At 43.1% G+C, this 21,664-nt stretch carries 18 protein-coding genes; 7 read left to right on the top strand and 11 right to left on the bottom strand.

What is annotated here, in order from left to right; translation table 11 throughout:
• Positions 1–15 precede the first annotated feature (15 nt).
• The 6 genes from W03_RS01335 to flhB all read right to left on the bottom strand — a co-directional run bounded on the left by W03_RS01335 (position 16) and on the right by flhB (position 7,019).
• Positions 16–774 carry a flagellar motor protein gene (locus W03_RS01335; protein WP_244070670.1) on the bottom strand — a complete coding sequence of 253 codons (759 nt, stop codon included), beginning with the start codon at positions 772–774 and terminating at the stop codon, positions 16–18.
• Between the two features lie 72 nt (positions 775–846).
• Positions 847–1,563: an RNA polymerase sigma factor FliA gene (locus W03_RS01330; RefSeq protein ID WP_244073673.1), complete on the bottom strand. Its 717-nt coding sequence runs from the start codon at positions 1,561–1,563 to the stop codon at positions 847–849.
• 5 nt (positions 1,564–1,568) lie between these two features.
• Positions 1,569–2,465, bottom strand: a complete 897-nt coding sequence (locus W03_RS01325; protein ID WP_244070668.1) for an AAA family ATPase — start codon at positions 2,463–2,465, stop codon at positions 1,569–1,571.
• Positions 2,458–3,741 carry a flagellar biosynthesis protein FlhF gene (gene flhF / locus W03_RS01320; protein ID WP_244070666.1) on the bottom strand — a complete coding sequence of 428 codons (1,284 nt, stop codon included), beginning with the start codon at positions 3,739–3,741 and terminating at the stop codon, positions 2,458–2,460. Before flhF ends, W03_RS01325 begins: the two co-directional genes overlap by 8 nt.
• Complete coding sequence (gene flhA, locus W03_RS01315) at positions 3,738–5,822, bottom strand: flagellar biosynthesis protein FlhA (RefSeq protein ID WP_244073672.1); 2,085 nt, start codon at positions 5,820–5,822, stop codon at positions 3,738–3,740. The genes flhF and flhA overlap by 4 nt, the downstream gene beginning before the upstream one ends.
• A gap of 42 nt (positions 5,823–5,864) precedes the next feature.
• Entirely contained in the window at positions 5,865–7,019 is a 1,155-nt protein-coding gene (flhB, locus tag W03_RS01310; protein WP_244070664.1) for a flagellar biosynthesis protein FlhB, read from the bottom strand.
• Positions 7,020–7,199: 180 nt separating this feature from the next.
• Here flhB and W03_RS01305 point away from each other — a divergent pair, with 180 nt between their 5' ends.
• The 3 genes from W03_RS01305 (at position 7,200) to W03_RS01295 (ending at position 10,986) form a co-directional block, all read left to right on the top strand.
• Complete coding sequence (locus tag W03_RS01305) at positions 7,200–9,581, top strand: penicillin acylase family protein (RefSeq protein WP_244070662.1); 2,382 nt, start codon at positions 7,200–7,202, stop codon at positions 9,579–9,581.
• A gap of 59 nt (positions 9,582–9,640) precedes the next feature.
• On the top strand, positions 9,641–10,366 hold the full coding sequence (locus W03_RS01300) for a glycosyltransferase (protein WP_244070660.1): 726 nt from the start codon (positions 9,641–9,643) through the stop codon (positions 10,364–10,366).
• Between the two features lie 86 nt (positions 10,367–10,452).
• Entirely contained in the window at positions 10,453–10,986 is a 534-nt protein-coding gene (locus tag W03_RS01295) for a beta-lactamase hydrolase domain-containing protein (RefSeq protein ID WP_244070658.1), read from the top strand.
• A gap of 64 nt (positions 10,987–11,050) precedes the next feature.
• Here the strand turns inward: W03_RS01295 and W03_RS01290 are convergent, their stop codons facing one another.
• Positions 11,051–11,368: a hypothetical protein gene (locus tag W03_RS01290; RefSeq protein ID WP_244070657.1), complete on the bottom strand. Its 318-nt coding sequence runs from the start codon at positions 11,366–11,368 to the stop codon at positions 11,051–11,053.
• A 68-nt stretch (positions 11,369–11,436) separates the two neighbouring features.
• Positions 11,437–12,306, bottom strand: coding sequence for a DUF6502 family protein (locus W03_RS01285; RefSeq protein ID WP_244070656.1), 870 nt, complete (start codon positions 12,304–12,306; stop codon positions 11,437–11,439).
• A gap of 229 nt (positions 12,307–12,535) precedes the next feature.
• Between W03_RS01285 and W03_RS01280 the strand changes: the two genes are divergently transcribed.
• Positions 12,536–12,985 (top strand): hypothetical protein, encoded by a 450-nt coding sequence (locus W03_RS01280; protein WP_244070655.1) that lies wholly within the window; start codon positions 12,536–12,538, stop codon positions 12,983–12,985.
• A 90-nt stretch (positions 12,986–13,075) separates the two neighbouring features.
• On the opposite strand, the gene W03_RS01275 is transcribed toward W03_RS01280, so the two are convergent.
• The 3 genes from W03_RS01275 to W03_RS01265 form a co-directional block, all read right to left on the bottom strand.
• A complete protein-coding gene (locus tag W03_RS01275; protein WP_244070653.1) occupies positions 13,076–13,627 on the bottom strand; it encodes a FecR domain-containing protein in 552 nt (183 codons plus the stop codon).
• A 139-nt stretch (positions 13,628–13,766) separates the two neighbouring features.
• The gene (locus W03_RS01270; RefSeq protein WP_244070651.1) at positions 13,767–14,129 is read right to left on the bottom strand and encodes a septal ring lytic transglycosylase RlpA family protein; all 363 of its coding nucleotides are present in this window, start codon (positions 14,127–14,129) and stop codon (positions 13,767–13,769) included.
• Positions 14,130–14,272: 143 nt separating this feature from the next.
• Positions 14,273–14,968, bottom strand: coding sequence for a hypothetical protein (locus tag W03_RS01265; protein WP_244070649.1), 696 nt, complete (start codon positions 14,966–14,968; stop codon positions 14,273–14,275).
• A 326-nt stretch (positions 14,969–15,294) separates the two neighbouring features.
• Between W03_RS01265 and W03_RS01260 the strand changes: the two genes are divergently transcribed.
• From W03_RS01260 to W03_RS01250, 3 genes are all read left to right on the top strand, one after another.
• Positions 15,295–16,821, top strand: coding sequence for an efflux transporter outer membrane subunit (locus tag W03_RS01260; RefSeq protein WP_375792702.1), 1,527 nt, complete (start codon positions 15,295–15,297; stop codon positions 16,819–16,821).
• A gap of 357 nt (positions 16,822–17,178) precedes the next feature.
• The gene (locus W03_RS01255) at positions 17,179–18,402 is read left to right on the top strand and encodes an efflux RND transporter periplasmic adaptor subunit (protein WP_244070646.1); all 1,224 of its coding nucleotides are present in this window, start codon (positions 17,179–17,181) and stop codon (positions 18,400–18,402) included.
• Positions 18,399–21,608 (top strand): multidrug efflux RND transporter permease subunit, encoded by a 3,210-nt coding sequence (locus W03_RS01250; protein ID WP_244070644.1) that lies wholly within the window; start codon positions 18,399–18,401, stop codon positions 21,606–21,608. Before W03_RS01255 ends, W03_RS01250 begins: the two co-directional genes overlap by 4 nt.
• Positions 21,609–21,664 lie beyond the last annotated feature (56 nt).

The raw sequence follows: 21,664 nt of genomic DNA, 5'->3' as shown, positions 1-21,664 counted from the left end.
AAGATGACAGTTATCTTAAATACAATAACCTTGTAATCTACTCTCTATAAAGCGTGGATTTTCACCATTGGCAATAGCAGCCATACCATCCACCAGAATCTCTTGCATGATCAATTGTTCATTGATAATACTTTTTAATTTGTTGGCTATCGGCAAGCAAACCAAGTTCGCAAACCCTACACCATAAATTGTAGCTACAAAGGCAACCGCGATACCGCTTCCTAACAGATTGGGCTCAGATAAATTTTCCATCACTTGAATTAAACCCAATACCGCACCTAATATGCCAATAGTTGGCGCATAGCCCCCCGCAGCTTCCCAAATACGTGCAGATTGGCGTTGTTGGTTCTCAAGCATCGAAATATCAATCTCCATCGATTCACGCAGCTTATCGGCTGCACTACCATCAGCTAGCAGTTGTAGGCCTTTTTTCATCAATGGATCTTTAACAATAGGAACATAGGCTTCCAGTGCAAGCAAGCCATCCTTACGAACAACATGAGCCCAACTAATAATTTGTTTTATCAAAGACTGCGGAGAATAGTTGGGAGGAAAAAATATCCATTTGGCCATTTTAACGCCACGAACAAAAACTTTGATCGGGCTTTGTAGTAACACAGCGCCGACTGTACCGCCAATGACAATCAAAAATGCTGCAGCTTGTATCAGTGAACCGGCATGCCCACCTTCAAGTATTTGTCCGCCAATAACGGCCACGAAAGCCAACAACAGGCCAAAGACACTGTTAAAATCCAGATTCGATTTTTTATCCATTTAACCCAGAAACCACATGCAATTTATCTTGTAGCAAGATTACATAACCACTTAAAATTGATGATGACTTATTTAGGTGTTCCTCAGCTTACTACGTAAACGGGCGATGGCCTGCGTATGCAATTGGCAAACACGAGACTCACTGACGCCAAGAACTTCTCCGATTTCATGCAGATTCATTTCTTGCTCATAATGCATGCCCATTACCTGCTTCTCACGTGGTGGAAGATGATCGATCGCAGCAATTAAGGTTGCACGGAAATCGTCATCTAACAATGCATTGAGTGGATCGCCTTCAGTGCTACTCACCAAGCGATCCAAAAAAGGCTCTTCGTCATCCTGTTGAAAATCTTCATAATAGATAAGCTGAGCACCGCGAGCACTTTGCAGTGTGGATTGATACTCATCCAGCGACATTTTCAACTCATCGGCAAGTTCCTGCTCACTGGGTGCACGGCCATTACGCTGTTCTAACAAATTTACCGCAGCTTCTATTTGACGCATCTTTTTACGTAGACCACGCGATAGCCAGTCTGCATCGCGTAATTCGTCTAAAATAGAACCTCGGATACGCTGTGCGGCATAGCTCTCAAATTGCCGACCATAAGAACCTTCATAACGAGTAATCGCGTCGAGTAACCCGATCATGCCAGCTTGAATCAAATCATCCACTTGTACACTAGCAGGCAAACGCACCATCATGTGATAAGCAATTCGCTTGACCAATGGCGTGTACTCTATAATGAATTGCTCGGTATCTATTTTTCTAGTTCCACTCGCTGTATACATATCCATTACGCCATAAGATTTGCCATACTCAAATGGCTTGTTCGGATGAGTCGTTGCATAAAATTGTCAATTCCTCCGTTATATTTATCCGGACAAGATGAGCAAAAGATATCGTGAGATAATTGTCTAAAATGAACTGATGCGTCAGAGTTTGGAAATGTAGTCAGCACTGATTTACATAATTGTGTGGCAGTTCGTAATCGCTCATCGTTGTGAATATGGCCGACAAACTCCAGCGTGACAGACAGATATTGCCGCGCAACGTTATATAAATTCTGGTAAATAGCAAATGATTCTTTTTCAGAATTAACTTTGTTAACCAATATCAGGAAGTGCTTTTTGGCATATACCTGGCTCATGATTTTGATCAGCGCATAAGCCCCAGTCAATGACGCTGCCGAACTTGAAATGACAATAATGACCTGTTCAGACGCTAAGCTTAACGGCAACACATGAGTCAAGCCAGTAATGGCTGTATCGACTAACACGATATCTACTGACTGCGTCAACTCAGAAAAACTTTGAATCAGCCAATCCTGTTCGATAGGACTTAGCTTATTTAATTCTCGTATACCCCTCGTAGCCGATAGCACACTAATACTATCGGGGCCTTGTAGTAGCACTTGATGCATTGCTTTATCTCGACGGATAACATGCAATAAATCAAAACGAGCACGCAATCCTAGATAACTACAAATATTGTTATGACACGGGTTTTCATCAATCAATAGCACGCGCTGACCATTCTTGGCCAATGCAGTTGCAAGATTGATAGCAATACTTGTTTTACCAATACGCGGCTTGCCACCTGCAATAGTAAATACACGTGCACGGTCGTGCGATTTAAGCGGAATTAAATTCCTTAATCCAGCTGCCTGATCGTGCAAGATCATCCTAGTCATATCCAAACCCCGTCAGTGATTTGTTATTCAACCGCGAGGATTCTTCTTGATTTTGATTCGCCATAACCAGAGCAAATTCTGCGTCTTGAAGAGTGAATGCAGAATCAGATTGCGACGATTTAAAAATGCGGTGTAATAAATATCGGGCATGTGCAGCATGAATATCTTCTGGAACTTTCTGTCCATTTGCAACGTAATGCAATTGCAATTTTCTACGTATCACAACATCTAACACCACGCCTAACGATGCCGCTTCATCTACTTTGGTGATAATGCAACCGTGAATGCCATATTTTTGGTAAGTGGAAATGACCTCATCCAAAGTTTTACCATTTGATGCAGCACTTAAAATTAAGATACGCTTGACCTCGATACCGCATTGCATCAGCATCGCCAATTGCTCTGTTACCATGCGATCTCGTTGACTCATGCCCACAGTATCAATCAATATCATGTGCTTATGTTTCAATTCCGACAAAGTCAGATGCAAATCCTCGGTATCTTTGATATTGCGAACTGGAATACCGAGTAATTGACCGTAAATTCTCAGTTGCTCATGGCCACCAATACGATAGCTATCCGTCGTCAGCAACGCAACCTTATCGGCACCATGACGAATCACGCACCGAGCCGCCAGTTTGGCTGTGGTAGTTGTTTTTCCGACACCGGTAGGACCGATGAGTGCATAAACGCCGCCTTTCTCAATCATTTCGTCGCTAGCTACTGTCTGTAGATTCATTGACAAAGCAGAAATTGCCTGTTTCAAACTTTGCTCATAATTAAGTTCCGCAGCCAGCTTATCGACCAAACGACGCGATAGTGATGGACTGAAGCCAGCTTCCAACATAGTACGAAGTATTTTGACTTTCTCCGGTTTACGCTGTGTAAAGTTACCCCAGGCAACATTGGCTAATTGATCTTCCAAAGTAGTTTTCATCGCTTGTATTTCTGCAATGATGCTTTGTGCAAAGGCAGCGGATAGCACATCTGGGAGTGTCTTAGCCGCAATGACTGACTCTTCATTCTGTTGAAACGACGATGCTTTCATGTACAATGCTGTTGAAGATATCGCATTGCTATCAACATTTTGTTCTTGGTTACTTATCGTCGTTTTTGATTGCACTAGATTTGACATTTCTGCTTCAGCTAATGCCATGATTTCGACCCCATCTCTAGTTTTTCGATTTGAAAGTATGACAGCATCGCTTCCCAATTCATCTTTGACTTGACGCAATGCTTCACGCGATGTCGGCGCGACGTATCTTTTTACCTTCATTTATTATCTCCAATGATGGAAGTGATTTTAATTTTTCGAGTATCTGGGATTTCAGAGTGCGATAGAACCCTGAGCTGCGGCATAGCGCGACGAAGAAATTTCGCCAACAATTGACGTATAGAACTAGGCACCAGCAATACCGCTGGCAATCCTAATTTTTCTTGATGTTCCACTGCGTTACGCGTTTCTTTTAATAAGGTATCGGCAAGTCCTGGTTCCATACCCCCACTAGCTTGGGTGCTACCAGCATGCATCAGTTGCACCAGAATACTTTCCAATTCGTGATGTAAGCTGATCACCTGCAATTCTGCGCCAGCCGGGAAATATTGCTCGGTAATTGCTCGACCTAACGCATTTCTGACCAGTACAGTTAATTCAGCAGCATCTTGCGTTGCAACTGCATGATCAATCAAAACATCAATAATGGTACGCATATCACGGATATGGACACTTTCATCCAATAAATTTTGGAGGACTTTCTGTACCGTAGACAAAGGCAACAATTTAGGCACTAAATCTTCGATCAATTTAGGCGATTGCGTACTCAAATGATCTAAAAGCTTTTGCAGTTCCTGACGACCTAATAATTCAGCCGCATGCAAATGGATGAGATGGTTAATATGGGTTGTCACTACTGTGCTTGCATCAACGACGGTATAACCGTTAATTTGTGCCGTCTCACGCAACGAGGATTCAATCCAAACGGAAGGAAGTCCAAATGCCGGATCGCTGGTAACTGTACCGGGTAATTGCATCGTAACCCGCCCAGGATTAATTGCTAAATACATGCCGGCATAAGACTCACCTTGCCCCATAACGGAACCCTTCAAAGTGATACGATATGCACTTGGACGCAATTCAAGATTGTCGCGAATATGCACAACTGGAGGCAAAAAACCGATTTCTTGTGCGAATTTCCGGCGTATCCCGTTAATTCTTTTTAGTAAATCTCCCTGTTGGGCCTTATCAACCATCGGAATTAACCGATAACCGACCTCCAATCCTAAAGTATCTACTGGCGCCACATCATCCCAACTGGCATCCGTTTTTTCTACTATTGGAGTCTCCGCAACCACTGGTTTAATTTCCTGAATTGCCATCGACCTCTTTTTGAAGTATGCAACTCCACCAAGAATTGAAGCAATCAGTAAAAAAACAAAATTTGGCATACCTGGGATCAAACCCATAATACCCATGATGCATGCGGTTATAACCAGGATTTGCGGTTGATTAAATAACTGGCTCAATACCTGCTCGCCTAAATCCTCATCCGTCGTAACACGGCTTACCACCAAACCTGCTGCAGTTGAAATAATCAATGCCGGGATTTGTCCAACCAAACCGTCACCAATCGTCAACATAGTATAGTTTTTTGCCGCCAATCCTAATTCCAAATCATGTTGCAATACACCTACGATTAGTCCACCAACGATCGTAATCAGCATGATTAAAATACCGGCGATGGCATCACCACGTACAAATTTGCTAGCGCCATCCATCGAACCATAAAAATCGGCCTCCTGGGAAATGGCTGTGCGGCGTTTTCGCGCTTCATCTTCGCCTATCAAACCCGCGTTTAAGTCAGCATCAATCGCCATTTGCTTACCAGGCATCGCATCCAATGTAAACCGGGCACTTACTTCCGCAATCCTTCCGGCACCTTTGGTAATCACAACAAAATTAATTACTACTAAGATAATAAATACTACCAACCCCACCGCATAATTACCGCCGACCAGAAAATGCCCAAATGCTTCGATGACTTTTCCTGCTGCATCTGGACCGGTATGTCCTTCCAACAACACCACGCGGGTAGAAGCAATATTTAATGACAGCCTTAGTAATGTGGTAATGAGAAGAATGGTTGGAAAAACCGCGAAATCCAGTGGATTGCGTGTATACAAGCTGACCATTAAAACGATAATGGACACCGCAATATTAAAAGTAAATAACACATCCAACACGAAAGGTGGCAAAGGCAATACCATCATTGCCAGAATCATGATGATCAATACCGGTCCAGCCAATGTTTTAAGATTATTGGCGTCAATCAAACCGGATAATGTGACCGTATTATTCATACTCATTGCAAGCGATGCTATTTAAAAGCACATTAACCTCGATTAGTTATATTCATTACTAAACTGTGTAGGTTGATCCATTCCTTCCGGGATAGCTACATCAGAGAATGGCTGAGGCGCGTCACCGCCATACTCTTGATAGCGCTTGAGCTGAAACACATAAGCCAAAACTTCAGCCACTGCGGTATACAGTTTTTCCGGGATTTCACTTTCCAGTTCTGCGTGGTAATACAATGCACGCGCAAGCGGCGGTGCTTCGAGAATCGTTATACGATGTTCTTTTGCTATTTCACGAATACGATCAGCAAGTAAATGCACACCTTTAGCAACCACCTTTGGTGCTCGCATCGAATCATTTTTGTAGCGTAATGCCACAGCATAGTGCGTTGGGTTGGTTACAATCACATCAGCTTTGGGAATCTCCGACATCATGCGACGACGTGCCGCTTCACGCTGCAATCCACGAATCCGTGCTTTAACAAAAGGATCTCCTTCGCTCTCTTTATGCTCTCGGCGAATCTCATCTTTGGTCATACGCAATTGTTTAGCGTGCTCCCACATCTGGAATGGCACATCAATGACTACTACTAGAGCCATTGCACCCACCGTCAAAATGAAACTGATTGCTAAGTATTCTGCGGTTTCAGTGATACCAGCATCAATCGGCATCACTAGCAATGCCATAATTTCATGCCTGTTGTTCCAAATGACCAGCGCTGCAACACCACCGATTACAATCGTTTTGAGAATGGCCTTAACCAACTCAACCAAGCTACGCGCAGAAAAAATGCGAGCGATCCCTTTAATCGGATTGATCCGGTCAAAATTAGGCATGAGCGCCTTAGCGCTAATCATCCAACCACTGAGGAACATCGGCGCAAAAAAAGCCGTAACGATCAAAATTAATAGCAATGGAGCAATAGCCAGCAAGCTTTCAAGGGCTAATTCAGTAAAGCGTGTCATCATCAAGCTCGGCTGAAATGCTAATTCACGTTCCATTTGCATACCAGCCTTCATGATCAACAAGAGCTTCTTCATCACATCAGAACCAAGTAAAATCAAACTCCCTGCCGCTACCATTAGCAAGGTAAAGGTAGTAAGTTCTTGCGAGCGCGCGACTTGACCTTCTTCGCTAGCTTTCTGTAAGCGCTGCGGCGTCGCCGGTTCTGTGCGTTCTAAATCATTTTCTTCAGCCATGACAACTCCAAATTCTCACAAATGAATTATCATAGTGACAGGCCAATTTTGATACTAAGAACAAACAAAGAATCATCCCTTTTATTTGTGCGATACTTGCATCATTGAACCAATGATACCGTTGCAATACCCTAATTTTGTACATAAACCAATATTCCGGTAGCTCGACACACAAAGGATATGCATACTACTTTACAGTTCATTCGCTACTGCTTGATAACAAGCGCAATAATCATCGTTTTATTAATCAGCATAGTGGGATTCCTATTGCTGGGCAGTTTGCCTCACTACGATGGAGAAAAAGCTTCACCTGGATTATCCGCGCCGGTTTCAATCGAAAGAGATTCGCTAGGAGCAGTTACTTTTAAAGGACAGAACCGTTTAGATCTAGCGCAAGCGATGGGATTTGTGCACGCACAGGAACGCTTTTTTGAAATGGACTTACTGCGTCGACAAGCAGCCGGAGAGTTAGCAGAATTATTTGGTGCCAGCATGCTGATGCGCGATATTAAAGCAAGAAAATTCCGTCTACGCGCTCGCTCTAGTTTGGTACTCGAGCAACTTCCGGAAACACAGCGTCAATTACTGGATGCATACCGAATCGGTGTCAATCATGGAATTGAGTCTTTGATCACTCGCCCTTTTCCCTATTTACTGGTACAAAAACAACCGACACCATGGAAAAATGAGGATAGTATTTTAGTAATACTGGCAATGTTTCTGACATTAAATGAATCAAATATCTTTCGTGAATTAAAATTATCAACGATGCATGCTGCACTTCCGGAATCAGTGTATCGTTTTCTAACCACAAAAAATGGTCCCTGGAATACACCTTTAATTGAAGAAGATGCTATTCTTCCAGGCATCCCTCCATCTGAAGATATTAATCTGCTGTCTTTCAACAAAAACACTTCTTCGGATGATCATTTTTATAATGAATCGATCCCTGGCAGTAATAGCTTTGCGGTTTCTGGCGCATTAACCGACGGATCGGCCTTAGTAGCCAACGACATGCATTTGAAATTACGCGTTCCGAATGTATGGTTTAGATCGCGACTAATTTACCCCTCGTCTTCAATAACGAATACCTATCACGATATAACAGGTATCAGCCTACCGGGAACACCTTCACTCATCATCGGCTCAAACCGTTTTGTCGCTTGGAGCTTCACCAATAGTCAAGGCGACTTCGCCGATTGGGTGCGAATCACGATCGATCAAAACGATAATACTCGTTATCTCAGCTCAACAGGTTGGAAATCCCTTGAAGTCAATGAAGAAAGAATCCGTGTCCATAATGCTGCAGACGAAGTATTCGCCGTTTATGAAACAGAATGGGGGCCAATCATTGCTGAAGACCATGATGCAGTACCTCTGGCTTTAGCATGGTCGGCATTAAGGCCTGAGGCAATCAACCTTAAACTAATCGAGCTAGAGCACGCAAAAAATACACAAGAAGCTGCAAAAATTGCGCAACTTTCCGGTATTCCCGTGCAAAACTTTATTGTCGGTGATCGCGATGGCAATATTTTATGGACACTTGCAGGCCGTATTCCCGCCCGGACTAAAAACTACGATTCACAATTACCCGCAAACTGGAGCGAACCGAACACAGGTTGGATAGGGTGGTTAAATCCAGCACAATATCCTCTTATCAGCAACCCCGTATCGCAGCGTCTATGGTCCGCCAATTCACGTTTAGTTTCTGGAGAACAATTAGATCTACTCCTCGGCGATGGTGGCTATGATTTAGGCGCAAGAGCACAACAGATTCGCGATCGCTTAATGGAGCTTGATCAAGTAACCGTAGCGGATATGCAAGCGATTCAACTGGATTATCGCGCACTACTATTATCAAACTGGCATGAATTACTAACTAAAACCTTGCAAACAGCGGATGACAAAGAACCGTGGATTGAATCTACGCAAAAAGCATTGGCTGACTGGGATGGAAAAGCTTCCGTTGACTCGACTGCCTACCGCATTGTTTATACCTATCGCCATCAAGTCATGAAAGCGATTTTGAATGGCTTTGCCGCACCCATTAAAATATTGGACAATAATTTCAGAATGCCCCGGTTAAGCCAGGCAGAAACTGTTGTTTGGCAATTGATTGAACATCAACCCATGCACTTACTTCCGGCTGAATATCTAAGCTGGGAAGATTTATTACTCAAAAGTGCACAACGAACTGCAGAAAAACTTCAAAAACAAGGCAATATTTCAGAACGCACTTGGGGAATGATTAATACGGCCCGCATTCGCCACCCACTCAGCAAAAGATTGCCCGCATGGATTTCAAATTGGCTGGATATGCCACCCGATCAACTTCCAGGCGATCACAATATGCCGCGCGTCCAAACACCAACCTTTGGTGCTTCACAGCGCTCAGTAGTTGCTCCGGGGAAAGAAGAACAAGGCTACTTCAGCATGCCTGGCGGGCAAAGTGGACACCCGCTTTCTCCATATTATGGTAGCGGGCATACCGACTGGGTAGCGGGAAAAGCAACCTCTTTCTTACCCGGAGTGACGGAGAAACTAATGCACTTGACACCTTAAGAATCAATTAACAACACTTATAAGAACACTTATTCGCTTAATTATGGAATTATTTCGCTATGAAACTTTCGATTATAATCCCCGCATTTAATGAAGAAAGCTTAATTACTCACTGTTTGAACTCAGTATTCGATGCAGTTAGTGCTCAGACATCTCCCGAATTTTCTTATGAAGTGATCGTAGTAGATAACAATTCAACCGACAATACCGCGAAAATAGCGCAGCAGGCAGGCGCACAAGTCGTTTTTGAACCTATTAATCAAATCGGACGAGCCCGCAATACCGGTGCAGCCGCTGCAACGGGCGATTGGTTATTGTTTGTCGACGCCGATAGCTTGCTTAATCGTGGAATGGTTACCGATATCATGAAAATGATACACAGTAACCGCTATGTTGGTTGTGGCAGTGTAATGCATATGCCGAACTTGCCATGGTGGGGTAATGCCGCCATAAAGCTTTGGACATTTTTATCAGTCACGTTTCGTTGGGCGTCGGGTGCATTAGTGGTTAGTCGGGCTGATGCTTTTCGGGAAGTTGGCGGCTTTAATCAGGAACTGTTTGCTGCTGATGAAATCCATCTAAGCCAATTACTCAAACAATGGGGTAATCAACGGGGCTTAAAATTTACCATTCTTACTCATCATCCATTAGTCACTTCTCCTCGCAAAGTGCATCTCTATTCCGGACGTGAAATTATCGCTCAATTGATGAGTGTTCTATTACACCCTCGTCGAACACTAATTGACAAGAAAAAACTGCCAATTTGGTATGACGGACGACGTTGAAGCGAATAAATTTAGGCTTAACTATTACGTACTGGGATACAATAGAATCAACCATTGTGTTTTCCTATAATACGTTGGAGGTATATGTGAAATATTTTTTTTCTTTACTTTTATTGCTAACAAGTTTCTCTATCATGGTAGCAACGGCGAATTCGTCTGGACTTGTGCCATTTGGCCATCAAGTATTCCAAATACAAAACTACACTCGTGCAACTGATAAAGTCGCAATATCCGGTTTGATTGGAGACGGCGGTGTAAAAGCCTTAGCATCACATGGCTTTAAAACCATTATTGACATGCGCACATCAACGGAAGGCACCGCAGACGAAAAAGCATTAGTCGACGCTACCGGCATGAATTATATTAATATTCCGATGACTGTCTCTGGTATCAGCGAAGAACAACTATCTGCATTCACAAAAGCTTTTGAATCTGCAGAAACACCCATTCTTATTCATTGCGGTTCTGGCAATCGTGCCGGCGCAATGTGGACCGCCTATCTAATTAGGAAAGGAACAGATCCAGAGAAAGCCATTGAAGCAGGTCGAAAAGCAGGTATGCGTCCTCCTCTCGAAGAAAAAATCCGCGCATCGTTTTTGACTAACAGCGACGATCAATAACACACATCCGTAAACAATCGACTAATCTATAAATTTAGTCGATTGTTTATGTTTCAGGTACGTTTCAGGCACCACCACATCGATCAGTTAACTCGATAGTGTATTTACCAATCGTACTTTCTTCTTCCGAATCGATACCTGTTCCTCCGATTCCACTCTGTTGGATTTCCTCACAAGCAATCAAACCCTTGCTACTGCTGATATCGAACTCAACCGCTTGATGATTTTGATATAGAACTGTATTCGGTTCCAATTGAGGCTGAATTTCGTGAATATTTTTGGCTGCTGCGTTAACAACGCAGGCAAATAATAAAGTAATGGTGCTCAGCAAATATACGCTGAAATGCACTGCAGTTTTGCTTATGTTACGTAACGCTATCATAAAATATACCTCTCGCTTAGTTATATGATATCCACTCGGCTTTTACTTCAGTACAGCACTCAATTAATTTATAGATTATCTTTATTATTACTAGCCACCTTAAATTCAGTCGGTTCACTATAAAAATAGATTCCAAATGTCATACGATAATGTTGAGCATTACCGTCCAAAGCATCTCTTTTTTCTAATTCCAAGGCTTCTTTGTTAATTGAAAGTAACGACTCCATGCCATGAAATTCAGACTTTTCAACAAGATATCTAATCGATCCTGCACTTAAACCATCGTAGTATACACTACGTTCCAGAAAGGGTTGATTTTCACCTAACAAATTACTGGTTGCTGCTGCAGCATGGTCATGTAAATTGTGGCCGAAATAAAAAATTTTTTCATCAAAGCCGTGCGCCGGAACAAATGCCGCAGTATTCAAACAAACACGTTTCTCGGGATCGAAATGTACCACCCCTAACCTTGTCCATTCATCAAGCACCACACGCGAACGAATATCTGAGCTTACACCAGCAACCAATCCTTCGAAAGATATTTTTCCACCTTGTTTAGCAAAACGTGGCAAAGGCTTAGGTAGGCTATTCTCATCCAAATAACGAGGATCACTAGTCCAGACACTAACAAGGCGCGCTCCTAGTGAAACAGCATGTGGAACAACTTCAATGTTAGAACGAACACTTTGTCTCAATCGCCTAATATCTTTACGATGAATCCCAGTTAACAAACTTAAATGACTGTCAGTAGAGGGCTTACCATTGATTTTGAATTCTTTTTCCGCCACATCGACAAATATATCTTTAAGTGTCTCGAATAGATAAGGAAAAGTAATTCCTTTTGCCAACATTAGCCTAACCAGAGGGCGGAGTACTCGACGTATCGCAGTAACGAGAGCAGGAGAAATTGTAGAATCAACTGGAAAAATACTACTCATAGGATCGTAACGTAATAAATTCGATACAGCAGGTATAATATGGGTTTCGTTTCTGGAATGAATCTTATCACGTGGGAAAATTGTTACACAAATTTCAATTTTGCGGATTCGCTTCTGTGTCGCAAATTAGTCTAAAAAGCTTATTGCGAGTTGTAGTTTGCCTAAGCATCCGATGCCATCCTAAGCAATTATTCGAATAAATAATTATTTGAAAGAAAAGAGAAGTTTTATGTTGATCAAATCAAGAACTATTAACGCATTGTTATCCGCATTATTGATATCGCAACCACTCTTTACGAATGTAACTGTTTACGCTGCCAATTGCTGTCAGCAAGCAAATGCAAAACAGTCTATTGAGTTACCAGAAACAGCAATTCAAGAATTACAGATCGATGCTGGATTTGGGTGGGGTATCTTCAGTGGCAGCATCTATAATGGCAATAAAGACTATCACATCACTCAAGTAACAATCAGTATGACTCCGATTCATGGACATGGGCATCACCATACAGAACAAGAACATCAAGACACACTGTATCAAGCCAGAACATATACGATTGACACTGACATCCCTCCCGCCACTAAAGGAGCATTATCAATGCCACTGCCGAATGATCTTCTACACATTCATGCCTTTGACTGGAAGATCATAAAACTCAATGGATATCGAACACATTAGCCCAAATAATCGGATGAATCTACGAGAAAACCCTTTTTGCAAAAACTCACCATTTCATATTTAATTGAGCCTTCGGTCTGACCTATATTTTTAGTGAGAGAGAAGCCGCCAAGGAGCAATATCGTTCTCATGAATTAGCATGCGCTTATCCAAGCGATGCTCATTAAAATTAGCTTGCTCGAAAGCATTTACATAAAAAACACCGGATGCGAGATAAATTTCAACTTGACCATTCGCAACAGCAATTTGGTGATCACCATCTTTTCGCATCCGGACACTAAATCGAGTACCGATATCTTTAATAACGACTTGACCTACTTTCAACTCCAATTCATGCGAAGCTTTATTTTTAACATCAAAATAAACATTCCCCACAAACAATTCCGCTCGTAGCGGATCGCCCTCTTTTACTGCAAGAATACTTCGTTTATCAAGCGCTATATCAATTTCAGGTGTCAGCGCAACAATCATCGGTGACTCGAAGCTCGCCTCATAGAATCGAGTGCTATGTGGTTTGGAGAAATACCAGGTCATCACGCCCAGCACAGCACACACGCCCATAATTAGAAAATGCAAGAAAAATCTTCGCCAACTGAAAACAAAAACGAACGGCTTGATTACAGGAGGTTCTGGATTCTGCATAAATTTGATTATCTCTTGGAGCCAGTATAAAAACTTTACTTACAAATCAGAAATATGTCTTTTCGGCATATCTACCTTTCTATTCAAGATTCGTATAGATTTTCAGTTTGAATAATTTGAAAACGGAGTGCGCCGCGTATTAATTCACAACCTCTAATTTAACTTTAGCACGACCGCTTTTTACAAAACCAAGCTCCTCTGCGGCACGTTTTGTCAGATCAATTATGTTTTTGTTACGACGCGCCATACGATCATTGACTTTTACAACGACACTACGATCATTTGCCAAATTGGTCACTTTAACTTGTGTGCCAAAAGGCAATTTTTTATGCGCGGCTGTTAGTTCATTTTGATCAAAAATTTCATTGCTGGCAGTTTTTCTTCCTTGAAATTTATCGCTATAGTGAACTGCATAACCAGTTTCTGCTGATACAACGCTCGATAATAAAAGCATACATACCGCAATTCCGACCGCTACCATCGAAGCAATTTTTTTTCTCATTCTATTACGATCCTTATAAATATTCGAAATATCGATGTTATTACCAGAACTGACAAAACAACGACACTTTCATTCTATTGCTTGTCATGAATTTAAACAAGAATGAAGAAAAACATCAAAAAACACCTGCAATATGCAGCCAATTACTCATTACCTTCAATAGCATTAGCTTCCATAAGCAATAATAATGCACCATAAAGCACTATGCTGATTCCTAACATTTCAAGAAACTCTTCCAAAGCAACTTCCATAACATAGTACCAAGAGGTTATATCGTTACGAAGAAACTGATAACTGATAATTTCAAGTAAAACTGCACCGGTTACAAACGTTAGTAACCCCGTGGCCATAATAAAAGCAATTTGACGGGAGCGCTTCCAAAGCGCAAAAAAATTGCGTAGCACGAGACTAAGGAGAACTCCCGCGAACAATACATACACATAAATCCAGATGCCATGATCCCCTTTAAATCGCGGCATGAACGCAGTCTGTTTCAGTACAGCATTGATTTTTTCATGGATTGCCGCTGCTTCATCAATCGACAAAAAAATAAATCCCAGCCCCAGGATACAAAAAAATGTCGCCGAGGGCAGTTCAATTGCATTGGCATGACGGCTTTTTAAAAAAAACAACAAGCCCACGACAAAAAGCTGCATTGAGGAAAACCAAGTAGCGATACTTCCCTCATCGTCTAAGTCGACTAATTTCGTAATGACCCAACTAGGACTACCCCACAATACATTTAGAACGTATACAACAACAAACAGCAATTCAATAAAAACCATCCCCAAAAGTAATTTATTTAAATCTCGAACATTAAAATCAGAATGCATTCTCATTAATCTCTATAATATAGTCTTTAATTCGCATAACATTCATATATATACAATCAATCGGGGGTCTCAGCTTTTATTGCGCACAGGTATTATCACTAATAAAACAAAAAATAACACAACACGATCACTATACCTTCGTCAGATATCAATTTCAAAGCTATCATCGGGGAAATTTACAGGGTTGCGATTCAATTAAAATCCAGGCATTATCTATTTTGGTATACTGTCATTCATCTTGCCTGGCATCTCATCAAGAAATCGAAAGGCTTGGGTAAGAGTTAAGATGTATATATTTTGATTCTGATATTGGTCCGTAAATCACCGACTTTATGCAATTCATGGTAAAACACTTCCGCGATAAATGTAAATTCAGCAATTGGCTTTCTATCCGTTTTTTCTGGCTTTGTTGCTATTTATTCCTATCAGGCTGTGCCATGGGTCCAGACTACAATCGTCCTCAAATTGAAGTTAATGAAAAGTTTCGCATCTCACATGCAGAGGGAGAGTCTATTGCCAATCTTCCATGGTGGGACGTATTTCATGATGAAAATCTACAACGACTCATTAATCAAGCTTTATTAGGCAATAAAGAACTTAAACAGGCCGAGGCCAGTATCGAGGAAATGCAAGCTCGTTTAAAAAGTGCATTCATGGATTTTGTACCCAACATAGATGCAAGTGTGTATGGGCCTTTTATGGGTGACATGGGTGGATTTTCACGCGCCGGTTTTCCTACTCCCTACAGCTATTATGGAATGAACACCATGAATTGGGAAATTGATCTTTGGGGTCGGATTCGCCGTTCAAATGAAGCCGCTCGGGCAGATCTAATGGCGCGCGAAGAGAATCGCCGCGGACTTGTTTTGTTATTAATCAGTAACGTCGCGCAGTCATATTTTGATTTGTTGCAATTTCAAACACAGCTTAAGATAGCATACCGCGCATTAGCTTCTTGGAAAGATTCTGTTGACATTTCTCGCGCGCAATTGGAATGGGGCATCATCTCTCGATTGGATCTCGATCAGTTTGAAGCGGAGTATGCGAATGCAGCATCTCGAGTAGCAGAAATCAAACGGCAGCTGGCACAAAAAGAAAACGAATTGAGTGTACTAGTGGGAGAAAATCCGCGTACTATTCCACAAGGACGATATTCCTTGGTGGAACAAACCATCTTAATTGAAGTACCCGCGGGCATTCCTTCCGAATTACTGCAACGCCGCCCAGATATCCTGCAAGCCGAGCAAATGCTGGCGGCTGCTACGGCAAGAATTGGCGTGGCTAAAGCCGCACGCTTCCCTAAATTTTCGGTTACTGGAGCGTTAGGCGTCGCTAGCCCGGCAATTTCTAATTTATTAATGTCCGACGGTCAGTTTGGTGTAGGCGGTTTAGGTTTGGCTGTTCCATTGATCAACGCACAAGGCCTGGGCTTTGAGCAACGCGCCGCAGAAGCTAGAACACGGCAAGCTTTGGCGCAGTATGAACAAACCATTTTAGTTGCGTTCAAAGAAGTTGAAGACGCTTTAGTGGCAATTCAAACGGTAAAAAATCAACTTGTGGCAAAAAAAGATCAAGTCGAATCCTTACATTCAGCATTACATATAGCCGATCTGCGCTATAAAGGTGGTATTACGAGCTACGTGGATGTTTTGCTTGCCAAACGGAATTTATTTGATGCGGAATTTTCTCTTAGCGCCACACAACGTTTCCACTTGGTTTCAATTGTGCAGCTTTATAGGGCGTTAGGCGGCGGGTGGTTACCAGAAAGCGCACCTGATTCGGTGCCTGTAAGTGTTAATAATACTGATGAAAAAAGCGCCTTTGAGCAGATAACAGACTCTAGTGTGGCATCACGATAAGGAGACTAGAGATACACTATCAAATCTCTATCGCATAGGCAGCAGCGATACAACAACGGCACAACAACTTCCACGCGATATTTTGATCTATTTAGATATGCCCCGCCATGGATCACTAGAAAATATTTCTACAACTAAGGGATGGGATGTTTGATAACAATGGAAATCTCGAGAAAAACAGCAAAGCGCTATTGTAATATTGGATTATTCATTGTACTTCCTGGACAAAAAAGCATTGCAATTAGCTTTCTGTTGCATTAAAAAAGTTAGTTTTGATTTATCGATCTCTAATTCTGTTCATCGATATATTTATTTAAATCAACCGACTCCAATTTAATTTCTTACGATTTGTATCTCATGATAAAAAAAGCCACCGACACCACTTATGCTGACTTGTTCAAATTAGCCTGCTATGCTTGCCTCGGAGTACTGTTAGTAAGTTGCTCTAAACCTCCTGAGCCACCAATTCCTCCCACTCCTGAGGTTGGGGTTATTACCGTAACGCAGCAAATGATTCCCGATGAAACAGATTTCATAGGCCAAGCAGAAGCGTTTCGACCGGTCGAGATCCGTCCGCAGGTCAGTGGTATTATCAAAAAAATATCTTTCACGGAAGGCCGTAATGTAAAAAAAGACGATCAGTTATATCTAATTGATCCCATTCCTTTCCGTGCCGTGTATCTTAGCAGCAAAGCAAGAGTGGAGCAGGCGAAAGCACGTTTAACCCAAGCCAAGCAGGATCTGGCACGCGTTGGTCCATTGCTTAAGCAGCAAGCTGTCAGTAAAAAAAATGTAGATGATGCTCAAGCCGAAGTGTTAGCGGCCAAAGCTGCGCTTGACGCTGCACAGCATGAGCTCGTTAAAGCAAAATTCGATCTGGATAATACGGTGATTACCGCACCAGTAAATGGCCGCATTAGCCGCAGCAATTTTTATGAAGGGCGACTAGTTTCGGCACAAACGACATTGTTGACCACTATCGATCAACTGGATCCCATGTATGTCAATGTCAGTGTACCTGAAAACTATCTTTTGCGACGTCGGCGTGAATTAGCTGAGCAAAAAGTCCAGCGCCCTGATATTTTCAAACTGCGCGGCACCTTGACCTTTGCGGATGGCAGCGTCTATCCCCATGATGGATTGCTTGATTTTGCAGATGTCGGGATAAGGCCTGAAACAGGCACACTGCAAGGGCGTTTTACATTTCCTAATCCGGGAGGAACAAAATCTCCCGGCGAATCGTCCTTCTTCCCCGGCCAATTCGTCAAAATTCGCGTCAAGGGATTTATTCGAACTGCTGCCATCTTGATCCCGCAACGTGCCGTTCAACAGGGATCTGGCAGATCGTTCGTGTATGTTGTCGATGAGCACAATAAAGTGCAATTACGACCGATTCGAGCCAGTACGTGGCACGATAAAGAATGGCTGATCGAGGAAGGCTTAAAAGCTGGGGAGCGCGTAGTGGTGGACGGCTTCTTCCGCATTCTACCAGGCGTTGAAGTAAAGGCCGTTCCTCATCAAGATGAAAAGACTTCCCCATCACCCTCGACCGATGAAAATACCGCGGAAAGCGCAACATGAACTCCAATTTTTTTATAGATCGTCCGATTTTTTCCTCGGTTTTATCCATTATTATTGTTATTGTCGGTCTGGTCTCCTTGACAAACCTGCCAATTTCGCAGTTCCCACAGATTGTGCCACCCATGGTGCAAATCGAAGCCGACTATCCGGGCGCTAGCGCGGAAGTAGTGGCGGATACGGTGGCACGCCCCATTGAAGTGCAATTGCCGGGTATCGATAATTTGCTATATTACGAATCAACCAGCACGAACGATGGCCATATGACCATGAAGCTTACGTTCGAAATTGGCACTGATATAGATATCGCACAAGTCCAAACTCAGAATCGACAGCGCCTTGCCGAGCCGCAATTACCCGATGAGGTCATACGCCAGGGTGTCACTGTAAAGAAAACCTCACCGGATCTACTAGCAGTAGTTGCATTAAGTTCTACCGATCCCAAGCACGACACCATTTACTTGTCGAATTATGCAATATTGCGCATTCTTGACAACGTCAAACGGCTTCCTGGCGTTGGCGATGCGATGATATTCGGCGCGCAGAATTATTCCATGCGCATCATTCTCGATCCCATCCGCATGGCGCAATTGAATATTACTCCGACTGAGATCGCGGAAGTCGTACGCGAGCAAAACCGTGATTTCCCGGCTGGCAGGATTGGCCGGGAACCAACCCCAAACGGTACCGAATTGACCATTCCGGTAATCACGCAAGGCCGCATGCAGGATGTCAAGGAATTTGAAAGCATGATCATTCGTGCCTACCCGGATGGCTCAATGGTTCGCATGCAGGATGTAGCAAAGATTGAGTTGGGTGCACAATCCTATGATTTGGAAGGACGATGGAATGGAAAACCCAATACATTTCTGTTGACTTTTCTATCACCCGGTGCCAACGCACTCGATACTGTCCGACGGGTACGAGAAGAAATGGACAGAATGTCCACTAGTTTTCCACCAGGCGTTTCTTATGATATTCCCTACGATACGACCACATTTATTGAAGTATCGATACGCGAGGTACTCCACACGCTCGCTGAGGCAATGTTTCTGGTTATTCTGGTAGTCTTCCTGTTTTTGCAAAGCTGGCGCGCAACCTTGATTCCCGCTGTTGCAGTTCCTATTTCATTGATCGGAACACTTGCCGGTATGGAGGCATTGGGATTTTCGATCAATACTTTAACGCTTTTTGGCATGGTTCTGGCTATCGGTATCGTAGTCGACGACGCGATTGTGGTAGTGGAGAACGTCGAGCGACATATGAGCGAAGGTGGTCTTTCACCGAAGGAAGCGGCGAAGATAGCGATGACCGAGGTCAGTGGACCGGTCATCGCTATTGTTTTGGTACTTGCTGCCGTGTTCGTACCGGTTGCCTTTCTGGGTGGAATCACCGGCCAGCTATATAAGCAATTCGCTATTACCATTGCATTATCTGTGGCCATTTCCGGATTCGTTGCACTGACGCTCAGTCCGGCATTATGTGCTATCGTTCTTAAACCAAGCCATGGTCCGCAAAACCGGTTCTGGCAAATATTTAATCGCTCTTTCGATTGGATGCAAACGCGTTATACCGGTGCAGTTGGAATTGTCATAAAACGATCAGCGATCTTTTTGATCATTTTCGTGCTATTGATAGCGCTTCTCGTTGGACTGTTCAGAACGATCCCTAGTAGTTTTCTACCAGAGGAAGATCAGGGTTATTTTATTACTATTGTGCAGTTGCCAGACGGCGCTTCGATGTCTCGCACTATCAGCGTATTGGAAAAGATTGAAAGCTTTTTTCAATCCAAGCCAGCGGTTCATTCAACCGATACTTTGGCAGGACAAAACTTTGTTTTTACCACGCGGGGTTCAAATCAAGCGACAATGTTCGTTCCACTGCATCATTGGGATGACCGAAAACATGAAGATGAGAAAGTACCCGGGCTTATCGCATCTGCTTTCCAGGAATTTGCTAAAATTCCTGAAGCCTTGATTCTTGCTTTCAATGCGCCATCGATCCCCGGCCTGGGCACCACCGGCGGCTTCACCGCACAATTACAGGATCCAAGCGGTGGCGATTTCAACGAATTCGCCAACGTTGCTCAAGAGTTTGTCGCCAAGGCAATGGAACACCCGGCAATTGCAGCTGCCAACACTAATTTTCGTATCAGTTCTCCCAGATTATTCGCAAAAGTGGATCGGGAACGAGCCAAAGCTCTGGGAGTACCTATTTCAGAAGTATTCGATACCATGCAGGCCTACTTCGGTAATTTTTATGTCAACGATTTTTTAAAGTTTGGCCGTGTTTACCGGGTACAAACTGAAGCCCTACCGGAATACCGTTCCAATCCCGACGATATCAGCAAAGTCTATGTACGCGCTCGTGCAGGTTCGACACAAACCATGATTCCTTTGAATACCGTGGTAACAACCGAATTTACCAGTGGTCCAGATCCGGTAACGCATTTCAATGGCTTCAACTCGGCGCTTGTGCTAGGCAGTGCGGCACATGGTTACAGCTCGGGGCAAGCACTTGCGGCACTGGAAGAAATAGCCAATGAAATTCTGGTACCGAAAGGCTATAGTATTGATTGGAGCGGCATATCGCTACAAGAACGCAAAGCAAGCGGAGAAGGTACTTTTATATTCATTTTTGCTATGTTGATGGTATTCCTGCTATTGGCCGCACTTTATGAAAGCTGGTCTGTGCCATTTGCCGTTATTCTTGCAATTCCTTTTGGGATCTTGGGAGCGCTCCTGGCCATTTGGGTGCTAGACATGAGCAATGACGTTTACTTTCAAATTGGCTTGGTAACACTGATTGGGCTGGCTGCAAAGAATGCTATCCTGATCGTTGAATTTGCCAATCAGCAACGAGCCGCAGGAGCATCGTTAATAGATGCGGCTATGGATGCGGCACGATTGCGCTTCCGTCCGATCATCATGACTTCCATGGCTTTTATTTTAGGAGTAGTACCACTTGTCGTAGCAACCGGTGCTGGTGCGGCAAGCCGCAATTCGATTGGTACAGGTGTTTTTGGAGGCATGTTGACTGCCACTTTCTTAGCAATCTTCTTTGTGCCGCTATTTTTCGTTATCATTGGTAAACTGACATCGAAACGCAAGGACGCTACCAATAGCACCGATCAACACTTACCTCAAAAGCCGGAAGCTATAGAGGAAACTCATAAAGCTACAGTTACCCCTGAGAAGGATAAAGATTGAATATTGACATGATTTAATGAAACCGGACATTTCAGTTAAGGAAAAATAGCTTAACT

Origin of the sequence: Nitrosomonas sp. PY1 (assembly GCF_022836435.1) — a bacterium.
In the GTDB taxonomy this organism is placed as follows: Bacteria; Pseudomonadota; Gammaproteobacteria; order Burkholderiales; family Nitrosomonadaceae; genus Nitrosomonas.
The sequence above is the reverse complement of the archived record's forward strand: the minus strand, read 5'-3'. Positions and strand labels throughout refer to the sequence as shown.